The 17231-nt window shown below is 47.2% G+C and carries 13 protein-coding genes; 4 read left to right on the top strand and 9 right to left on the bottom strand.

Annotated elements, in window-relative coordinates:
• Window positions 1-18: 18 nt before the first annotated feature.
• Both OXH39_05185 and OXH39_05180 read right to left on the bottom strand, forming a co-directional pair.
• A complete protein-coding gene (locus OXH39_05185; protein ID MCY3549834.1) occupies window positions 19-2490 on the bottom strand; it encodes an ABC transporter transmembrane domain-containing protein in 2472 nt (823 codons plus the stop codon).
• 139 nt (window positions 2491-2629) lie between these two features.
• The gene (locus tag OXH39_05180; GenBank protein MCY3549833.1) at window positions 2630-2935 is read right to left on the bottom strand and encodes a ribbon-helix-helix domain-containing protein; all 306 of its coding nucleotides are present in this window, start codon (window positions 2933-2935) and stop codon (window positions 2630-2632) included.
• A gap of 212 nt (window positions 2936-3147) precedes the next feature.
• Here OXH39_05180 and OXH39_05175 point away from each other — a divergent pair, with 212 nt between their 5' ends.
• From OXH39_05175 to OXH39_05160, 4 genes are read left to right on the top strand one after another with little or no spacing between them, the layout of a single operon-like run.
• The gene (locus tag OXH39_05175; GenBank protein MCY3549832.1) at window positions 3148-4314 is read left to right on the top strand and encodes a tetratricopeptide repeat protein; all 1167 of its coding nucleotides are present in this window, start codon (window positions 3148-3150) and stop codon (window positions 4312-4314) included.
• Window positions 4280-5110: a formylglycine-generating enzyme family protein gene (locus OXH39_05170; GenBank protein MCY3549831.1), complete on the top strand. Its 831-nt coding sequence runs from the start codon at window positions 4280-4282 to the stop codon at window positions 5108-5110. The genes OXH39_05175 and OXH39_05170 overlap by 35 nt, the downstream gene beginning before the upstream one ends.
• Window positions 5100-7247 carry an FG-GAP-like repeat-containing protein gene (locus OXH39_05165; GenBank protein ID MCY3549830.1) on the top strand — a complete coding sequence of 716 codons (2148 nt, stop codon included), beginning with the start codon at window positions 5100-5102 and terminating at the stop codon, window positions 7245-7247. The genes OXH39_05170 and OXH39_05165 overlap by 11 nt, the downstream gene beginning before the upstream one ends.
• Window positions 7248-7256: 9 nt before the next feature.
• Complete coding sequence (locus OXH39_05160) at window positions 7257-9167, top strand: hypothetical protein (GenBank protein MCY3549829.1); 1911 nt, start codon at window positions 7257-7259, stop codon at window positions 9165-9167.
• Between the two features lie 767 nt (window positions 9168-9934).
• On the opposite strand, the gene OXH39_05155 is transcribed toward OXH39_05160, so the two are convergent.
• From OXH39_05155 to OXH39_05125, 7 genes are all read right to left on the bottom strand, one after another.
• Window positions 9935-11278 (bottom strand): DUF1552 domain-containing protein, encoded by a 1344-nt coding sequence (locus tag OXH39_05155; GenBank protein ID MCY3549828.1) that lies wholly within the window; start codon window positions 11276-11278, stop codon window positions 9935-9937.
• A gap of 146 nt (window positions 11279-11424) precedes the next feature.
• Entirely contained in the window at window positions 11425-12465 is a 1041-nt protein-coding gene (locus OXH39_05150; GenBank protein ID MCY3549827.1) for an SMP-30/gluconolactonase/LRE family protein, read from the bottom strand.
• A complete protein-coding gene (locus OXH39_05145; protein MCY3549826.1) occupies window positions 12462-12665 on the bottom strand; it encodes a hypothetical protein in 204 nt (67 codons plus the stop codon). The genes OXH39_05150 and OXH39_05145 overlap by 4 nt, the downstream gene beginning before the upstream one ends.
• A gap of 53 nt (window positions 12666-12718) precedes the next feature.
• On the bottom strand, window positions 12719-13120 hold the full coding sequence (locus OXH39_05140) for a hypothetical protein (GenBank protein ID MCY3549825.1): 402 nt from the start codon (window positions 13118-13120) through the stop codon (window positions 12719-12721).
• Complete coding sequence (locus OXH39_05135) at window positions 13117-13455, bottom strand: type II toxin-antitoxin system RelE/ParE family toxin (protein ID MCY3549824.1); 339 nt, start codon at window positions 13453-13455, stop codon at window positions 13117-13119. Before OXH39_05135 ends, OXH39_05140 begins: the two co-directional genes overlap by 4 nt.
• Window positions 13456-13581: 126 nt before the next feature.
• Window positions 13582-14688, bottom strand: coding sequence for a hypothetical protein (locus OXH39_05130; GenBank protein ID MCY3549823.1), 1107 nt, complete (start codon window positions 14686-14688; stop codon window positions 13582-13584).
• Window positions 14688-17126, bottom strand: coding sequence for a DUF1592 domain-containing protein (locus OXH39_05125; protein ID MCY3549822.1), 2439 nt, complete (start codon window positions 17124-17126; stop codon window positions 14688-14690). The genes OXH39_05130 and OXH39_05125 overlap by 1 nt, the downstream gene beginning before the upstream one ends.
• Between the last annotated feature and the right edge of the window lie 105 nt (window positions 17127-17231).

Genomic DNA, 17231 nt, shown 5'->3' with positions numbered 1-17231 from the left:
CCTCCTTTTAGACGCAGATTACCATGCGCGAATTTTTGACAATTCAGTCTGCTTCTCACACAAACCAGCGTATGTGCCGTCTTGGGCAATCAGTTCCTCATGCGTCCCGATTTCGTCTACCGCGCCCTCTCTCAGCACAACAAGCCGGTTGGCGTACTTAAGCGTTGACAACCTGTGTGCAATAGCGAATACTGTTCTGCCTTGGATGAGTCGTTCCAATGCCTCTTGGATCTTTGACTCTGTTTCGGTATCAACAGAGGAAGTCGCTTCATCCAAGATAAGGATGCGCGGATTTTTTAAAATTGCGCGTGCGATAGAAATACGCTGTCGTTCACCACCAGAAACCCGTGCCCCTCTTTCCCCTACCGTTGTATCGTAACCATCGGGGAATTTCATGATAAAATCGTGGGCATTTGCTGCCATCCCAGCAGCAATGATCTCCATCCGAGATGCCCCCGGCTTTGAGTAACCGATATTCTCTGCTATCGTGCCTTGGAACAGGAACGGATCTTGTAAAACTACGCCGATCTGTTGCCGTAACGCCTTAACCTGAATATCACGACTGTCGTAACCATCAATCACTATTTGCCCATCATTCGGGTCGTAGAAACGGGTAATCAGGTTGATGAGCGTACTTTTTCCTGCACCACTGTGCCCAACCAACCCTATCATTTTACCGGGCTCCACTGTAAAATTAACCCCATTGAGCGCGTTTTTTTCGCCATCGTAAGAAAAATAGACATCTCTAAATTCAACAGCACCACGGATATTTCTAAGGGCTACTGCATCGTTTTTATCAGCAACGCTCGGGGGTGTATCCATAATTTCAAACACACGCTCGGCGGAGGTGCCTGCTCGGATAAACCTCTCGTTCATCTGACAGAGAGTAGATACAGGTGAAAAAAACTGCATCATATAACTTTGGAACATAAATAGCGTGCCAAGGGTTATATCGTTTTGGAAGATCTGCCATCCCCCGACTAACCAAATCAAAATAGAACCGGAATAGGTGATAAACTCCATAATCGGACGGTAAAGGCTTCCAAGTTTCGCCGCGTTCATCTCACCCGTAAATACCTGATAGGTCGAATCGTTAAACCGGCTTATCTCGTAGCGTTCGCGGGCAAATGCCTTGACAACGCGGACCCCTGGAATCGTACTCGCGAGAATCGTGCTAATGTTCGCATAACGTTTCCATAAAACATGGTACACCTTGCTCATTTTTTTCCCGAAAAAGATCGTGAAAAAGATAAGACACGGAATAGGTATCAGCGTCCAAAGCGCAAGTTGCCAGTTAAAAGAAAACATGATTATACACATAAAGATGATTGTGAGAGAATCACCAATAATATCTTGTATCCCACTCGCGATGAAATCCCGGAGTCGTGATACATCGTGCGTGATCCTCGACATCAAGTTTCCGGTATCTCGTTCATGGAAAAAATCAATAGAGAGCGCGTTTAAATGTTCATAGGTCTCGTTCTGAAGCCGTCTCGTGATATTCTGACCCACCCATGCCATCATATATCCGCGCACAGATGAAGTTACCAGAGTAAAAACCCTAACCCCTACCATGAGTAGAATAAGCCCAATGAGATGCCCAAAGGTACCGGCAGCCGGTATGTTTTCAAACCACCCGCCCAAAAAATTGACGGTCCCTTGGAGGTGCCCCCACGTCGTTTCGGGAAGAGGCTGTCCCGAACTAACAGCAGTTTCGACCGGTTTCAAAATAGTGTCAACCAATTCTTTACCGAGGATCGGCGGATAGACCCCAACAAACCGGATGAGCATCATCAGCAGAAATGCAGGCACAACGACATACAAAAGCGGAACGGCGTACTTCATGAGTCGAAAGATGAGTTTTCCACTCTGGACGCAATTGACACAGACATCTGACCAACTCGGAATAGGTTGACCGCACTTCTCACAGCGTCCCTTCGCTTCAGAGGACATTCCACCTGGACCCCGTCCACGTCTACCGCGCCCATGTCCACCAGGGGGTCTACCGTCTGAATTCGCTCCCGTTTGTGAAACCAACCCTTCCAGTTCCGAGACAGCACGAGTGAATTTTGGGGTTAACCTTTTTGAGTAGCGCGATAGTTCAAAAGCGTTGTCCGCAGTACTCACTTTGAGAATATTATTCCCGTACATCTCCAGAATTTCGACATCTTTGACGGATGAGAGCGGCACCTCGCGCAGGTCGTGCCCGATAACACCATTCTGATTGAAAGCGATGAGCCGTCTATTCGTAATTAACAACCAATCCTGTCCGTATGTCCCATCAAAACGTAGATCCGTCGAAACAGAAATCTTGATCTCTTCGCCCGTTTCAAGTAGTGCTTCTGCCTGATCTTTCAGGAGTTCAGGTACATCTTCCGTTGTCGACAGAGGTTCATGGTCTAACTTTCGGAAGCGTGGCTTTCCGCCATAATGATGCATCCGCCGCCGAGATGACCTTCCGCTGTCGAAACCTCGCATCGAGTCGCGCATAAATCAATCCTCCACAGATTAAACGTGTATTTTCTATAACTGGACTTACGCAGCACCCTTTGCTGGCGAGGTTTCAAACCTCGTCAGCGGTGTGCGGGAGGTAGATAGTTATCAGAAAATTGCGTAAGTCCTATATAACCTAAGTTTCGGATGGTTTTGTGTCTTCGGCAATCATCGCCCCAAGCTCAGTTTTTAAGTTCTGAATTTGAGAAATTTTTTCCGATATCTTATCGAACATCTCCTGCTTAGACTTGATGCCTTCACTGATGAGAAACGCCGTCGCCTCAGAGCGACTGCTAAATTGCCCGGATTCCACAAGTTCATCAATCCGAGTGAGATCTCCTTCGTCTACTCTGACCATCACGACATTATCCCTTCTGTGCTCTCCTCTTCGGTGTTTTCCACGGTGCTTTTTTCTTCCGTGTTTCGCATCAAATTCTGACATTGAAAATCTCCTTTTCATTAAATACATATAATTTAATTACACGTAATTATTATACACCATTATACATTGTTTTGTCAAGTTAAATTTAAGCGCGCATGGAATTAACGAAAAATCGCATATAGTAAATGACTTTCTTTGAAAACCGTATGTGAAAGACCTTGCAATTAGAAAATTGACACCGGTTGAAATTTAAGATAAAATAGTTTGTGTATATGAAACTATTCAAATTCGCTCTCACGTTTCTCATATTTCTCAACACACTGCTTGCGATTAGCGCGCCGCGGTATCATCCGGAAGCGGCACGGCTGTATGACGTTGGGTTACGCGCACTCACTCACGGAGAGCGGGAAAAAGCACAAACCGCTTTAGAGGAAGCCGTAGCACTGGATGCGTCTTTAGCAGATGCACACTGCGTTTTGGGCTTGATTTATAAAGGTGCCGAGGAGATCCATGCCGCGGCTGAAGCGTTTCGACAGGCGACAATTGCAGATGAAAACTATATTGAGGCGTATTATGAACTTGCTGATGTACTCCTAATTCACTTAGGAGACACTGCGCAGGCTGCACAAATCCTACAGAAAGTAGTAGCCATAGATGTCCATCATGCACGCGCGCGGACACTATTAGGCATTGCCTATTTTCGTGATAATCTAACCGATGCTGCTATCAGTGAACTTCAGCATGCTATTAAGCTCGATCCGACCTCGCTGATGGCGTACTACACGCTCGGTACTGCCTTTCTGCAACAAGAAGCTTGGCAATCTGCTATTAATAGTTTCAAAGAATTGATTGAAATTGATCCGTTCCACGTGAAGGCGTATTTTAGTTTGGGTACTGCGTATCGCCGTATTGGAGAGATAGAAATAGCACGGAAAAGTTTACAACGTTTTGAGGTGCTGTCTATTGAGGAAGAGCAGTTGACCCATCTTAAGCGGTTTGTGCAGCGGAACCCCAACAATTCCGACGCGTGGTACCGACTGGGGAGGATCCAACTGAAGCGGCAGCTGTGGCACGAGGCAACGCAATCTTTGGAACGTTCCGTCACCCTCGCACCACAAGAGACGCGTGGCTATGAAGCACTCGGTTATGTTCACTTTCAGCGACGGGACTATCCAAAAGCGAAAACAATGTATGAGAAGGTAATTGCGCATAAACCGAACGTTGCTACCTACCGCAACAGTCTCGGTGGGGTTTGTCTGATGTTAGAGGCGTATACTGAAGCGATTGCGCAATATGAAATGGCTATCCAGTTAGAACCTGATGAACCGCGTTTCTATTTGAATCTTTCTAAAGCTTATGAGCTCGCTGGCGCACAGTCAGAAGCCGAGAAAACTTATAAAGAATATGAACGTCTTACGTCAAAATCCACTTCTCAATAATAGCAATATTTTCATTCTATTTTATGTTCTTTTTACATTCCTGCCTTACGCCTGGGCTGAATTTGACTTGTGCTTCATCCCTGCTGGTACTTTTACAATGGGGAGTGCGGAGGATTTACCAAATGAAGCACCCGTACATAAAATCTATCTGGATGCCTATTATATCGGTAAAACGGAGGTAACCAACGCCGAATACTATCCATTTTGGGTCGAGAGCGGTGGAACCGATAGTGAACATACGCCTGTCAGTTATGGTGGTGAATTTGGCACCTGGCCCCACATTGCAGAAAAAAGACCAAATCACCCTGTCATCGGAGTCGCTTATGATTCTGCTGTCGCTTATGCGAGATGGCGCGGCATGCGACTGCCCACCGAAGCAGAGTGGGAAAAGGCGGCACGCGGCGTGAAAGCAAGGCGATGGCCCTGGGGGAATACCTTTACACAACGCATCAAAAACGTAACCGTCCACGCGAATGTTTGGAAGCAATCGGGGACGCAGCTGCAACCCGTCGGCACGTATCCCACAGGGGTAAGTCCTTATGGCGCGTATGACATGGCAGGCAATGTTTGGGAGTGGGTATCTGACTGGTATTCAGAAACCTTTTACCGTCGCAGTCCTGATCGGAACCCGAAAGGACCAGCAGTTGGGAGTCGGCGTGTCGTGAAAGGCGGTTCGTGGCTGAATCCGGAAGTGCTTGCGCGATGTTCCACGCGAATCGGTCAACACCCAGCGATCGGCACGAGTTTCATCGGATTCCGACTCGCCAGAGATGCAAATCCCTCACATGAAAAGTAAAAACGTCCGCTACCTGATAGTCCTCTTTGTATGTGCTTTACCGTTGCTGTCATCTGCAGCGATTGAATTCGTTGATGTAACTGAGGAGGCGGGTATCAGTTTCAGACATATCAATGGAGCTGAAGGTGCATACCATCTGCCCGAAACTCTCGGTGCCGGTGGTGCGTTCTTTGATGCCGATAACGACGGTGATTTGGATCTTTATCTCGTTAACAGCGGTTACTGGGAAGAATCACCGCCAGTACATGATGCATTAAGCGCGCTCTATCGCAACAAGGGTGATGGAACTTTCACTGACATCACGACAACTGCAGGCGTTGGCAACCGAGGAAACTATGGGCAGGGTGCAGCGTGCGCGGATTACGACAACGACGGGGATGTCGATCTTTACGTAACTAACTTTGGAGCCAACGTCCTCTATCGCAACGATGGCGACGGCACATTCACCGATGTCACAGCCTCCGCAAACGTCGGTGATCCAGCGTGGAGCAGTAGCGCATGCTTTCTCGATTACAACCGAGACGGGTACCTTGATCTGTTCGTTGTTAATTATCTCGTGTATTCATTAGATGTTCCCTATTTACCTTGTGGAGAGGAAGATGGCGCACAGACCTATTGCCATCCCTCGCTATTTGAAGGGGCACCGGACACACTTTATCGCAATAATGGGGATGGGACGTTTACCGATGTCAGCGAAGAATCTGGTGTTGGCGGTGTTGGTGGGTTGTTTCATGGAAAAGGGTTAGGTGTTGTCTCTGCAGACTTCAATAACGACGGCGCGCCCGATCTTTACGTTGCCAATGACGATACCCGAAACGATTTCTTTTATAATAACGGTGATGGCACGTTCAGTGAAATCTCACTTCTTGCTGGGTGTGCTTATAGTTTCAACGGCGTGGCCCAAGCCGGTATGGGCGTTACCGCTGGTGATTACAACGGGGATGGGTTACAGGATATTTTTGTCACGAACCTCTCTTATGAAACCAACGCACTTTACCGCAACAACGGCGATGGAACGTTCACAGATGTCATTTATGAAGCACGTCTCGGTAAAGAGAGTTATCTGTTCGTCGGGTTCGGTACAGGTTTCCTTGATGCCGATAAGGATGGGTGGCTTGATCTTTTCGTCGCCAATGGACATATCATTAATAACATTGAAGATACGCACGACATCCTAACATATCGTCAACCGGATCAAATGTTCCGTAATCAAGGAGATGGCACATTTCAGGAGGTTTCGCCGCATGCTGGTGCTTATTTTCAAAGTCCAGCGGTAAGCCGCGGTGCACTTTTCGGCGATTACGACAACGATGGCGATGTTGACATGCTTGTCACGCAGTCTAACGGTCCCGTAACCTTACTGCGGAATGAGACCAAAGCACAACACAACTGGATGCGGATTAAGACTGTCGGTGTTATCAGTAACCGAGAGGGAATCGGGACGCGTGTGGCTATAACGGCGGGCGGACACACACAGGTCCGGGAGATCAACCCGGGCGCGAGTTATCTCTCCAGCCATGACGCACGACTTCATTTTGGATTGGGTACCAACACAAAGGTCGATAGACTTGAAGTGCGATGGCAGAGCGGTGTTGTACAGGTCTTTGAGAATCTTCCGGCAAATCGGGAACACGTCATTTCTGAATTTGCGGACACGGCTAAGGATACGCTCTTCAAAGCCGCGTGGACAGGCGATGTTACAGGTATCCGTGGCACAAACACAGATGTAAATTTAAAAGATGCCTTGGGTAGAACACCTTTGGGTATCGCAGCGGAAAAGGGACATGCTGAGGTCATAACGTTTCTGGTTGAAAACGGGGCAGAAGTGAACATAACAGATGCCAACGGCAATACCCCCTTAATTTTCATTGTCCACAAAACAGGAAACTTGCGGATAACCAAAAGATTGCTTGAGAAAGGTGCAATCGTCAATACCCAAAACCGGACAGGTGAAACCGCGTTGATGTATGCGGCGTGGCGCGGACACTCACAAATTGTCCAGCTTCTGCTTGAATATCGCGCAGATGTCACGTTGAAAAATAAGCGGGGTGACACTGCACTAACATTGGCGGAATCAAAACAACATCTGGAAATTATACAGATGCTCCAAGCAGCGATGGAATTGAGGAAACAATAGGAGAACTGAATGCCCCAGGCTTTAACTCGTGGTGTCACGCTAAAATCTGTTGCTTTATCACTGATCCTCATCCCAATCAACTGCTATTGGATTATGTACACGGAAATGGTCTGGTGGGGGCTTTTTCCGACGACGATGTCGCTGTTTTTCAATGCAGTCTTCTTCGTGTTTACGATTACCCTCCTCAATCTACTTGTACGCCGAATAAACCAACAGTGGGCATTAACGCACGGCGAACTGCTTGTCATCTATGTAATGCTTTGTATGGCGAGTGCCATCGCATCCCACGACCACACACAAGTGCTTATCCCGATGATCGGACACGTTTTCTGGTATGATACCCCTGAAAACGAATGGCGGGAACTTCTCTACCGATACATGCCGTCGTGGGGAACAGTCCAAGATAAGGGGATTTTAGAAGGGTTCTATGAAGGACAAACGACGCTCTATCGCACAGAAGTGCTACAAGCTTGGCTCGGCCCGACCTTGTGGTGGACGAGTTTCATCGTCGTGCTTGTGTTTGTGATGCTCTGCATCAACGTTGTGCTTCGGAAGCAGTGGACTGAACGTGAAAAACTCGCCTACCCTATTATTCAGCTCCCTTTAGAAATGACGCGCGACAGCGGTGCAAACTTCTTCAGAAGTAGACCCTTTTGGACGGCGTTTATTCTCGTTTCATTGCTGAATTTAATTAACGGGTTTAGTTACCTCTTCCCGACGATCCCGATCATTGGTGTTCGGTTTCGGAATATCAGCCAATTTTTCACGGAAAAGCCGTGGAACGCTATCGGTTGGACACCGTTTTCTATCTATCCATTCGTCATTGGACTCGGATTCTTTATGCCCTTGGATTTGTCGTTTTCCTGTTGGTTCTTTTATCTATTTCGCAAGATGCAGCGGGTGGGAGGCGCAATCATTGGGGTTCGTGGGTTACCGGGATTTCCTTATGACCGGCAACAATCGTTAGGCGCGTATCTGGGACTCGCAATTTTTGCGGTATGGGCAAGTCGTAAGTACCTCGCTGAAGTCTTTAAACAGATAACCACAGGACGCTCAAGCCTTGATGAATCCGTTGAACCGATGCGGTACCGAACTGCTATCGCTGGTATTGTGTTAGGGTGTATCTATCTCATCGCTTTTTCTGTGAAGATAGGTATCAGTATTTCGCTCGGCATTGCGTTTTTCGCGATGTATTTCGCGTTGTCAACTGGGATCACACGAATGCGCGTAGAATCCGGTGCCCCTGCGCACGATCTTCATTTCATGGGTCCTGATTATGCCTTACCCGCGATTCTGGGGTCGCGCGGCATGGGTGGGTCGAACCTGACAGCACTCTCTTTTCTGTTTTTCTTCAATCGTGCGCACCGCAGCCATCCGATGCCGCATCAGTTAGAAGGGTTCCAACTTGCTTCCCGGGCGCGGTTTAATCCTAAACCTTTGGTGTGGGTGATGCTCCTTGCGGTACTTGTCGGTTCGATCGGTTCTTTCTGGGCATATCTTCACGACGCATATCATTTCGGTACAGGTGGTGGTTTTGCACGCCATCCTTTCAATCGGTTGCAACAACAACTTAACTTTCCAACAGGACCGAATATTCCTGAAGTAACATTTATGGGCATCGGGATGGGATTCACATTTCTCTTGATGTTCTTACGGATGCGTTTCTTTTGGTGGCCCTTCCACGCTGTCGGTTATGCTGTTTCCGGGGCAGCGGATTGGTGTATGAACTGGCTCTGGATTTCGCTCGTGATAAGCACAGTCGCGAAATGGTTGATTATCAAGCAAGGTGGGTTGCAGCTGCATCGGAAAGCAGCTCCGTTCTTCCTCGGTTTAATTCTCGGTGAGTTCGTGGCGGGCAGTCTGTGGAGTTTTTACGGCATGGCAACCGAAACGCGCATATTTCCCTTCAAGGATTGGTAATTCATTTTTCCCGTATCAAAATACGTTCTGCGTCCTATGACATTTTAACCTCATTTGCGAACATACTCCTATTTTGATAATGAAACCCATTATCAAAATAATTTTTCCAAAGTAATGATATTTTACGATAAACCCAGATTATCATTGGGTTTATGGGTTTGAGACTTCGGAAATCTGCTACTCGTATTTTGAATGACTGATAGCACACTTTGAAGTGGATCGAAAGTGGTGGGACCTTGTTATCTTGGATGGGTTGTCGGGAAAATGTTGGTGATGAGGTGAAAATTTGGCGAGAATTCAACGCGATAAAAATTCACAGTATGATAAATTTATACAGACATTAGGTCCGGTTTGGAACTGCACTGTAGGTGTCAATTTTAGAAAAAACTGCGTCGTAGTAGTATCGTAAGTTGGATTGAACGGATTCCATCAAAACCGTAAAAATCAGAGAAAAAACAACTTTTCTCCAGACGTACCGCATTCGCCAGAGACCGAGTGAAACCCAACGCTTTTGTTGTAAAGGGCGACAATTCTGAGGGTATGAAGTTGGGTTTCTATGTCCTTGAGTGTATATCGCAGCCTCTTGGATTTGAGATGTGTTTGGCTCCGCGACATCTGCCCTCTCAACGCCGTTCAACCCAACCTACGAGAGCACAAAACCCCTAAATTGACATCTATGGGTTGAATAGTTGAGGGGTGGCGAGAGATGAAAAATAAAAATGGCGAGGTTGGGAAACCTCGCCAGCCAAATATCGGAAACTGTGGTGTTAGGAGAGATCTGTCAGACTGCCTGTGCTATCGCCTAATTTTGCCAAATTGACATCCAGGCGGTTGAGCATTGACAGCCAGAGGTTATTGAGAGGGGTCTCTTTCGGATAACGGATATGCCGACCCGTTTTAAGCGTGCCACAACCCGACCCAGCAAGTAGAATCGGAAGGTCGTGGTGGCTGTGTCGGTTGCCATCAGCGTTTCCACTGCCATACAAAATCATTGAGTGATCCAGCAGTGAACCATCTCCCTCGACGGTTGCGTCCAGTTTTTCCAAGAAGTATGCCAACTGCTGCGTATGGAAAATATCGATTTTACGGATTTTTTCTATTTTCTCCTCATCACCCTGGTGATGCGACAAATAATGATGCCCATCAGTGACGTTAACAGCCGGATACGACTTATTACTCCCTTCATTTGCTAACGTGAAGGTCACGACACGGGTCACATCTGTCTGGAAGGCGAGTACAATTAGGTCTGTCATGAGGCGGACATGTTCTTGAAAATCTTTGGGTATCTCCTCTGGTGCGGTATAATCGGGGCTTTCGATCGGCGGAAACTTTTCGGCCGCGTCAATTTGCAATTCAATGTCCCGGATGGCGGAGAAGTATTCATCAAGCTTGCGGACATCGTTTCCACTGACTTGACGGATCAGGGCTTCTGAGTCCTGCATGACAAAATCAAGGATACTTTTTCGTTGTTGGTCACGCACTGCCCGTTGGGCATCTGGCAGAGTGGAAAACAGTCGTTCAAAGGCGAGTTTGGGATTAACCTCTTTAGGGAGCGGCTGCGTCGCGGATCGCCACGACAGCGTTGATGAATAGACGCAGCTATAACCAGAGTCGCAATTTCCGGATCTGTAACCCGGATCAATTCCGAGTTCCAGCGATGGGAGACGAGTTTGCTTACCGATATGCGATGCTGCTGCTTGGTCAACAGAAATCCCAGCATGGATATCCGCACCGTCGGTTTTACGGGGTTGCGCGCCTGTCAGGAAGGCTGCCATAGCACGGGCGTGATCGCCGCCGCCATCGCCGTTGGCGCGTGCCTTATCAGCCGTTAGACCACTGAGTACCAGTGTCTTGTCCTTCACATTCTCAATCGGCTTCAGGATTTCTGTGAGCTCATAGCCAACCCCTACCTGTTTCGGTGTCCAATCCTCCATAATCTTTCCGTTAGGCACGTAGAGGAATGCCATCCGATTCGGAGCTGCCTGCGTTGCACTTGTGGGCGCAGCTGCCCACGATGTAACGGGTCCCATCACTTCTAACCAGGGTAGGGCAATACTAACACCTAAACCTCGCAGAAATGTTCGACGTGAAAGTTGCTTTGAAGTGTTCATAATTATTCCTTCGTCAACTCCCCACAGTTAAGGCAGTAGGAAACTTACCAAAATCCTCTGCCGTCACTATATGAATTCTTGCTTCATAACTCCTATAACACAATTATACTGTATTTTATATGACTTGTCAAGTGTTTATGGCGCGCTTAAAAGTACGGTGCCCCTTGCGCTTCCACATAAACTGAGTAGAGAGATTGGCTCCCTGTCATAAAGAGTCTGTTGCGTTTTACACCACCGAAGCAGATGTTGGAACAGATTTCTGGCAGATGAATCTTCCCGATAAGTGTTCCATCTGGGTCAAAGATATGTACGCCATCGTAGCCTTCACCAACCCAGCCTGTCCCCGTCCAGACATTGCCATCAGTATCGCACCGAAGACCGTCAGCGGCACCGGGTGCCATATCGTGGAAGACCTGCTTATTGCTAAGCCGCGCACCGTCTACGACATCGAAAACAACGATATTTTTCGGTGTCCCTGTATCAGCGATATAAAGTTTATCGTAATCAGGCGAAAAGCAGATGCCGTTCGGTTTTTCGAGTTCCTCTGTCACAACGGTCACCTTACCGGTGTCTGGATTGAGACGATAAACGGATGTTGGCAATTCAAACGGTGCTTTATGCCCTTCATAATTGAACATGATACCGTATCCCGGATCAGTGAACCAGATATGTCCATCCGGATGGACGACCACATCGTTCGGGGCGTTGAACCGTTTCCCTTCAAAGTTATCAATCAGGACACTAATCGTGCCATCGTATTCGGTTCGCGTTACGCGTCGTGCGCCGTGTTCGCAGCTGATGAGTCTACCTTGCCGATCGCGCGTGTGACCGTTGGTATGGTTAGAGGGTTTGCGATAGATGCTAACCTTACCAGTTGCTTCCTGCCATTTCAGAATACGGTTGTTCGGAATATCGCTCCAGAGGAGGAATCCACCATCACCGAACCAGACGGGACCCTCAGACCAACGCGCACCTGTCCACAGTCGTTCCACGACAGCGTTCCCAATTTTATATTTCGCAAAACGCGAGTCGATAACTTCAACCGCTGGATCCGGATAACGGGTAATCGGTCCCTCTTTTGAGGGAATGTCTGCCAAAGCAGTCAAGGGATTGAGTAAAGGTAAAACGGCACTGGCACCCAGACTACGTAAAAATGTTCGACGTGAAAGTTGTTTTGATGTGTTCATAGGCGTTTTCCATCGTTGTGGCAGCAAGGTTGAGACTCTCTGCCTTGAGCATTTGCTACGTCTTTGGCTGCAAGCAAAAACGCTTCAATGTTACCATCTTCCTCATATTCCTCAAGTGCTACGGTAAGATATTCCTTCGCATACGCTGAATCTGCCAATCGCACCTTGAGGCCCTCTTCGTAGTTCTTGCATTTTCTCATTACTTTTATGCAATAACTTTCCTTTGGTAAACCGATTTTCTGACTCACAAGACTTATGAGTCAGTGGTGACTGAAAGATGCTCACGCGTAGCCCCCTGCTGCGCAATTGGATGATCCTTATCCTTAACTTCAGGATCTGGGCTCACAGCTGCTATCGGTTCAATCGACAACCGACCCCCCAACGCGTTAGCAATAATGTTGAGCGTATCAATGCAAGGGACATCGTCGCTGGAGAGCACCTCAAAGAGGGCTTCAGGCTTCGTATCCGTTTGCTTCGCAATTTCTGTAACCCCACCAAGTGCCTCTATGATGTTGCGAATCCCTTTTAGAAAGAAGGATGTGTCACCGTCAATTTGGTATTCTTGTAAGGACAAATCAAGATAGTCAATAGCTTCCGCACGGTTGGCAGCGAGATCTGCGATTAAGATTTCGTGCCATGTTCTCGGTTCTGTCATTGTTGTGACTCCTTGTATTGCAACCAATAATTCTTTGCCTGCACAATGTCTCGTTGCTGTGATGACTTGCCCCCGCCACAAAGTAGAAGAACAAGCTTGTTATCAATTTCGGCAAAATAGATCCGATAGCCCGGACCGAAATGGAGACGCAATTCAGAGACACCACTACCGACAGGTTGACAATCACCAAAATTTCCGTCTTCAAGCCGGTCCAGTCGTTTGCGAATTCTGGTTCGCGTTTTTGTATCTTGAATTGCGTAAAACCATTCCGTGAACGGCTGTCGTCCGTTTTGCTCTCGGTAAATTTGTAGTCTTCTCGGTTCTGTGCTATACATTGCTAATCTTTCGTTTTTTGAGAGACATTATCGCGCAATGCTACATGCTAAAAACACAGAAACAAAGACTTTTCAGCAAACAACATCTCTTGTCTGTTCAATTTGGGTTCGTCCTGTTATGTTAATCTACATAATATTAGACGTGCCCCACCGTTTGCCATATAGAAGCATAATCCGATTATGAATAAATTCGTATTTCTCAGGGCAACAGGAACGGAGTTTATCGGGATATACAAAATAATTTGCGATACTTTCCGCCATATCCTCATTTGGATTTTCTGTATAAGCGTAATCTGTTATGAACTCTGATCGTTCTTTAGTTGTTGACCAACCGGATTCACTCGTTGAATCTTGATACCATCCGCCAAGTTTCGCCCAATCTGCTCTAATTTTGTGATTAAAAACGTAAGCCCATAAAAAATGTGCCTTTTCGTGGGCAATGACGCAACGTGTATTATTAACATTATAACGGCCACGACGCTTGAGAGTAGATTCAGCAAGCACTATGGAACCGCGACCTGTCCGGGCATAACTGATTCCTCTGTCTTCATTATCATCGATTCTGCGGACTATATACTTTAATTGCGGTATTTTATGTAATGCCTGAGGGAACTCTTCAAATACTGATATAATAAGCATCAGATCGGCATTTTCAAAATTCGAGTAACGTTCTGATGTTGTGTTTGGTGTGTCCTCGGTTTCCGAGTAGCGTTCTGATGTTGTATTTGGTGTGTCCTCAGTTGATGAAGCATGAGAAGGCACATATATCCCATACCTTTTCTGCAATATTAATTCTATTATGGATCTGTTTGTTCCATTCTCCGTTATGAATTGAACGACAGCATAATAGAGGTACTTGCTTGGTGATAAGACCTCTTGAGATCCTTCTACGGGAAAGATATTTCTACTAATCGTAACGAATTTTAACTTATCTTTAGATTCAATCTTAATACCCTTTTCTAAGTCGTCATCGCTTATATTCCATCTGGAAAATTGTAGATTCAGACCTGACGGCATGGCTTCAAAGACCTTCAAAAGCGCAGCAGCGTCTTTTGTCGTCCATGTCGAATCTAAGTAAACGGAATATTTTTCCTCCAACGCCAAGTGAGAAGCGTATTTTTTCTCCCGCTGTGCAGTGGGATTTTTGTTTTGTGTGTTATAACCAGATATATAACAACTGGGTTGTAGCGTTATGATAGCAAGAAGAATGAAATGACTGAAAATTCGCATCATCAATTATCCTGAGTGCCACGTCGCAGGCGGAACGGATCACTTTTAACAATTTCAGTAATCAGGGCGGAACTTCTGTAACCTTCGACTTCAAGTTGCACTACGATCCGATCAACAGTGGGTCGGTCGTAATATTCCAATCCTCTACCTAACGCATACGTCAACATTTTCTCCGTCAAACAGCGTAAAAATTGTTGTTGTCTATCTATAAGGATCTGCTTCAGGTCTGCTATACCATCAAAAGCGGTACCGTCTGGTAATTCGGCTGTTGTGTCAATCACCAATTCGCCTTCTTTGGTTTGAAACGCTCCGATTGCATTATAGTTTTCGAGTGCGAACCCGATTGGGTCCATTTTGGCGTGGCAGTTGGCACACGCTGGATCCTCTCGGTGTTGCTCGAGGCGTTCTCGCAAGGTAGTGCCGGTAGTAGCTTCATGGTCTTCTTCCAATTCTGGGACATCTGGCGGCGGTGGCGGTGGCGGCGAACCGAGAAGCTGTTCCAAAACCCAACGTCCTCTTTTCACCGGTGAGGTGCGGGTCGGATTAGAAGTCACTGTTAAAACACTGGCATGGGTAAGTATGCCACCGCGGGAAGCCCCTTGCAACGTAACACGCCGAAATTCCTTGCCTTTAATCGCTTCACCACCGAGGACAGTTTTTTTCTGTCCCATCCAATTTCCTTTTGTATCGGTAATACCGTAATGGTTTGCCAATTCTTGGTTGAGGAAAGTGTAATCTGCATCAAGTATATTAAGAATGCTCTGATCCTCGCGGAAAATCGATTCGAGAAAGAATTCCGTCTCTTTCAACATCGCGGCTCGCAACCTACGACCGAAGGTCGGAAAGCGTTCACGATCAGGGGTAACTGTTGCGAGGCGTTGTATCTGTAACCATTGAGATCCAAAGTCGCGTGCCAATTCCGTCGCTTTTGGGTCCGCCAACATCCGTTTAACTTGTGCATCAAGATTGTCAGTCAGTTGGTTTTTCTCTGCAAGTTCAAAGAGTTCATCATCCGGCATACTGCTCCACAAAAAATAGGAAAGTCGCGATGCGAGTTGGAACTCATCAATTGGGTATGGCTCTGGGCTTTGCGGACGGTCGTCTAACTCCAATCGAAATAGGAACTTCGGCGAACAGAGGATAACTTTGAGTGCCTGTTGAATCGCTGCTTCCCACTTTGCACCATCGGCTTGGATTAATTCCACAAACTGCACGAGTTGTTCCACTTCAGTTTCAGTTGGTGGGCGACGGTATCCATCTCGAAGCAGACGGGCCAACACTTCACGCGTCTGTTCTATTTGCGGGATATCCGGTGTACACGCCAAGATTTCAAGTTGGGTGTCGGGGCGGGTATCCAATGGACCTTCAGCCCAGAGTGTACGGATCTGGAGTTTAGCGTTCGGGACACCGTCAGCAGGCTTAACCATCGCAATCCCAGCGTGTTGAATGTGCGGGATTCCGGTAACAAGTACCTCAATCGTCTGTGTCTTTTTTGAGTCGCGGGCGGTAATCTCAAAAGTCTTTAAAATCTTAATCTTGTTGTCTAATGTAGGATCAATGCCTACTAAACGTGCCAATTCATCTGGTGAAGAGACTTCCTCGAGCTCCTCACCTTGAACGAATAGAGCGACTTCAACGGGTGTCTCACTTTCAGTTTCGGCATAAAGTGTTGACTTGTAGATGACCTCTTCATCCGGGAACATATTGAAATATGTTGCGCCCGTTGTAAAGGGGCCTGATTTCCACGTCTCTGTGGCGGTTGGATCAAGTATACGGAAGCGTTCGTCAGGAACATCATCGTGGTGTGGATGGAGGCGGCTGCCTCTCTGATAGCGTTTTAATGGCGGTGGCGGCTCTGCTAAAATTACACGAGTAGTGATGGCTTCTGCCGCTTCAAGGTAGCGTTCCATCAGGAGCGGCGACATCGTCAGTACATCGCCGATGTTATCGAATCCGTGTCCGACATCATCCGCTGGGAAATTTTCGGTGGGGTCGAAATCAGCACCAAGCAGGTCTCGGACAGTATTTTTGTATTCCACTCTATTGAGCCTGCGAACCGTTACTCGACCTGGATCCGGTTTAGCCGTGCGATCTGCGTGTTCAAAGATGCCTTCAATGTATTGAACAAACGACTCCGACGCTTCTATTGAGGGTTGATCGCTATCTGGTGGTGGCATTTGACCTGTTGTTAGCATGTCTAAGACCCGTTCCCAGGCATCACGATTCTCAATCAACGAAAGGTCGTCTGTAAATGAATCGAGCGCAAGTTCAGCAGCGGGTTGGTCACCAGCATGACAACTGAAGCAGTACTGTTTTAAGAATGGAATCGCCCCTTGCGAGAAGCCAGAGGTTGTCTCTTTACCCGGGTTGGCGGTGAAGGCAACAAACACTAACACCAAAATCAGGCAAATGCGTTGTGAGGTGTAATTGGGTAAAATCATTGATATGCTCGCCAAGGGCAGAATTGGAGTCTGCGTTCTTATCGACAATGTTGCGCTTAACTTATGTAGTAATAATATCACAGCGGGAGGTGTGAAGTCAAGTAA

It is taken from the genome of Candidatus Poribacteria bacterium, assembly GCA_026702755.1.
Lineage (GTDB): Bacteria > Poribacteria > WGA-4E > WGA-4E > WGA-3G > WGA-3G.
This window is presented reverse-complemented; position numbering and strand designations above follow the sequence as displayed.

Excerpts from the sequence above, each read along its gene's own strand:
- OXH39_05185 (MCY3549834.1), bottom strand. The coding sequence starts at position 2,490 with ATGCGCGACTCGATGCGAGGTTTCGACAGCGGAAGGTCATCTCGGCGG.
- OXH39_05180 (MCY3549833.1), bottom strand. The coding sequence starts at position 2,935 with ATGTCAGAATTTGATGCGAAACACGGAAGAAAAAAGCACCGTGGAAAA.
- OXH39_05175 (MCY3549832.1), top strand. The coding sequence starts at position 3,148 with ATGAAACTATTCAAATTCGCTCTCACGTTTCTCATATTTCTCAACACA.
- OXH39_05170 (MCY3549831.1), top strand. The coding sequence starts at position 4,280 with ATGAACGTCTTACGTCAAAATCCACTTCTCAATAATAGCAATATTTTC.
- OXH39_05165 (MCY3549830.1), top strand. The coding sequence starts at position 5,100 with ATGAAAAGTAAAAACGTCCGCTACCTGATAGTCCTCTTTGTATGTGCT.
- OXH39_05160 (MCY3549829.1), top strand. The coding sequence starts at position 7,257 with ATGCCCCAGGCTTTAACTCGTGGTGTCACGCTAAAATCTGTTGCTTTA.
- OXH39_05155 (MCY3549828.1), bottom strand. The coding sequence starts at position 11,278 with ATGAACACTTCAAAGCAACTTTCACGTCGAACATTTCTGCGAGGTTTA.
- OXH39_05150 (MCY3549827.1), bottom strand. The coding sequence starts at position 12,465 with ATGAACACATCAAAACAACTTTCACGTCGAACATTTTTACGTAGTCTG.
- OXH39_05145 (MCY3549826.1), bottom strand. The coding sequence starts at position 12,665 with ATGAGAAAATGCAAGAACTACGAAGAGGGCCTCAAGGTGCGATTGGCA.
- OXH39_05140 (MCY3549825.1), bottom strand. The coding sequence starts at position 13,120 with ATGACAGAACCGAGAACATGGCACGAAATCTTAATCGCAGATCTCGCT.
- OXH39_05135 (MCY3549824.1), bottom strand. The coding sequence starts at position 13,455 with ATGTATAGCACAGAACCGAGAAGACTACAAATTTACCGAGAGCAAAAC.
- OXH39_05130 (MCY3549823.1), bottom strand. The coding sequence starts at position 14,688 with ATGATGCGAATTTTCAGTCATTTCATTCTTCTTGCTATCATAACGCTA.
- OXH39_05125 (MCY3549822.1), bottom strand. The coding sequence starts at position 17,126 with ATGATTTTACCCAATTACACCTCACAACGCATTTGCCTGATTTTGGTG.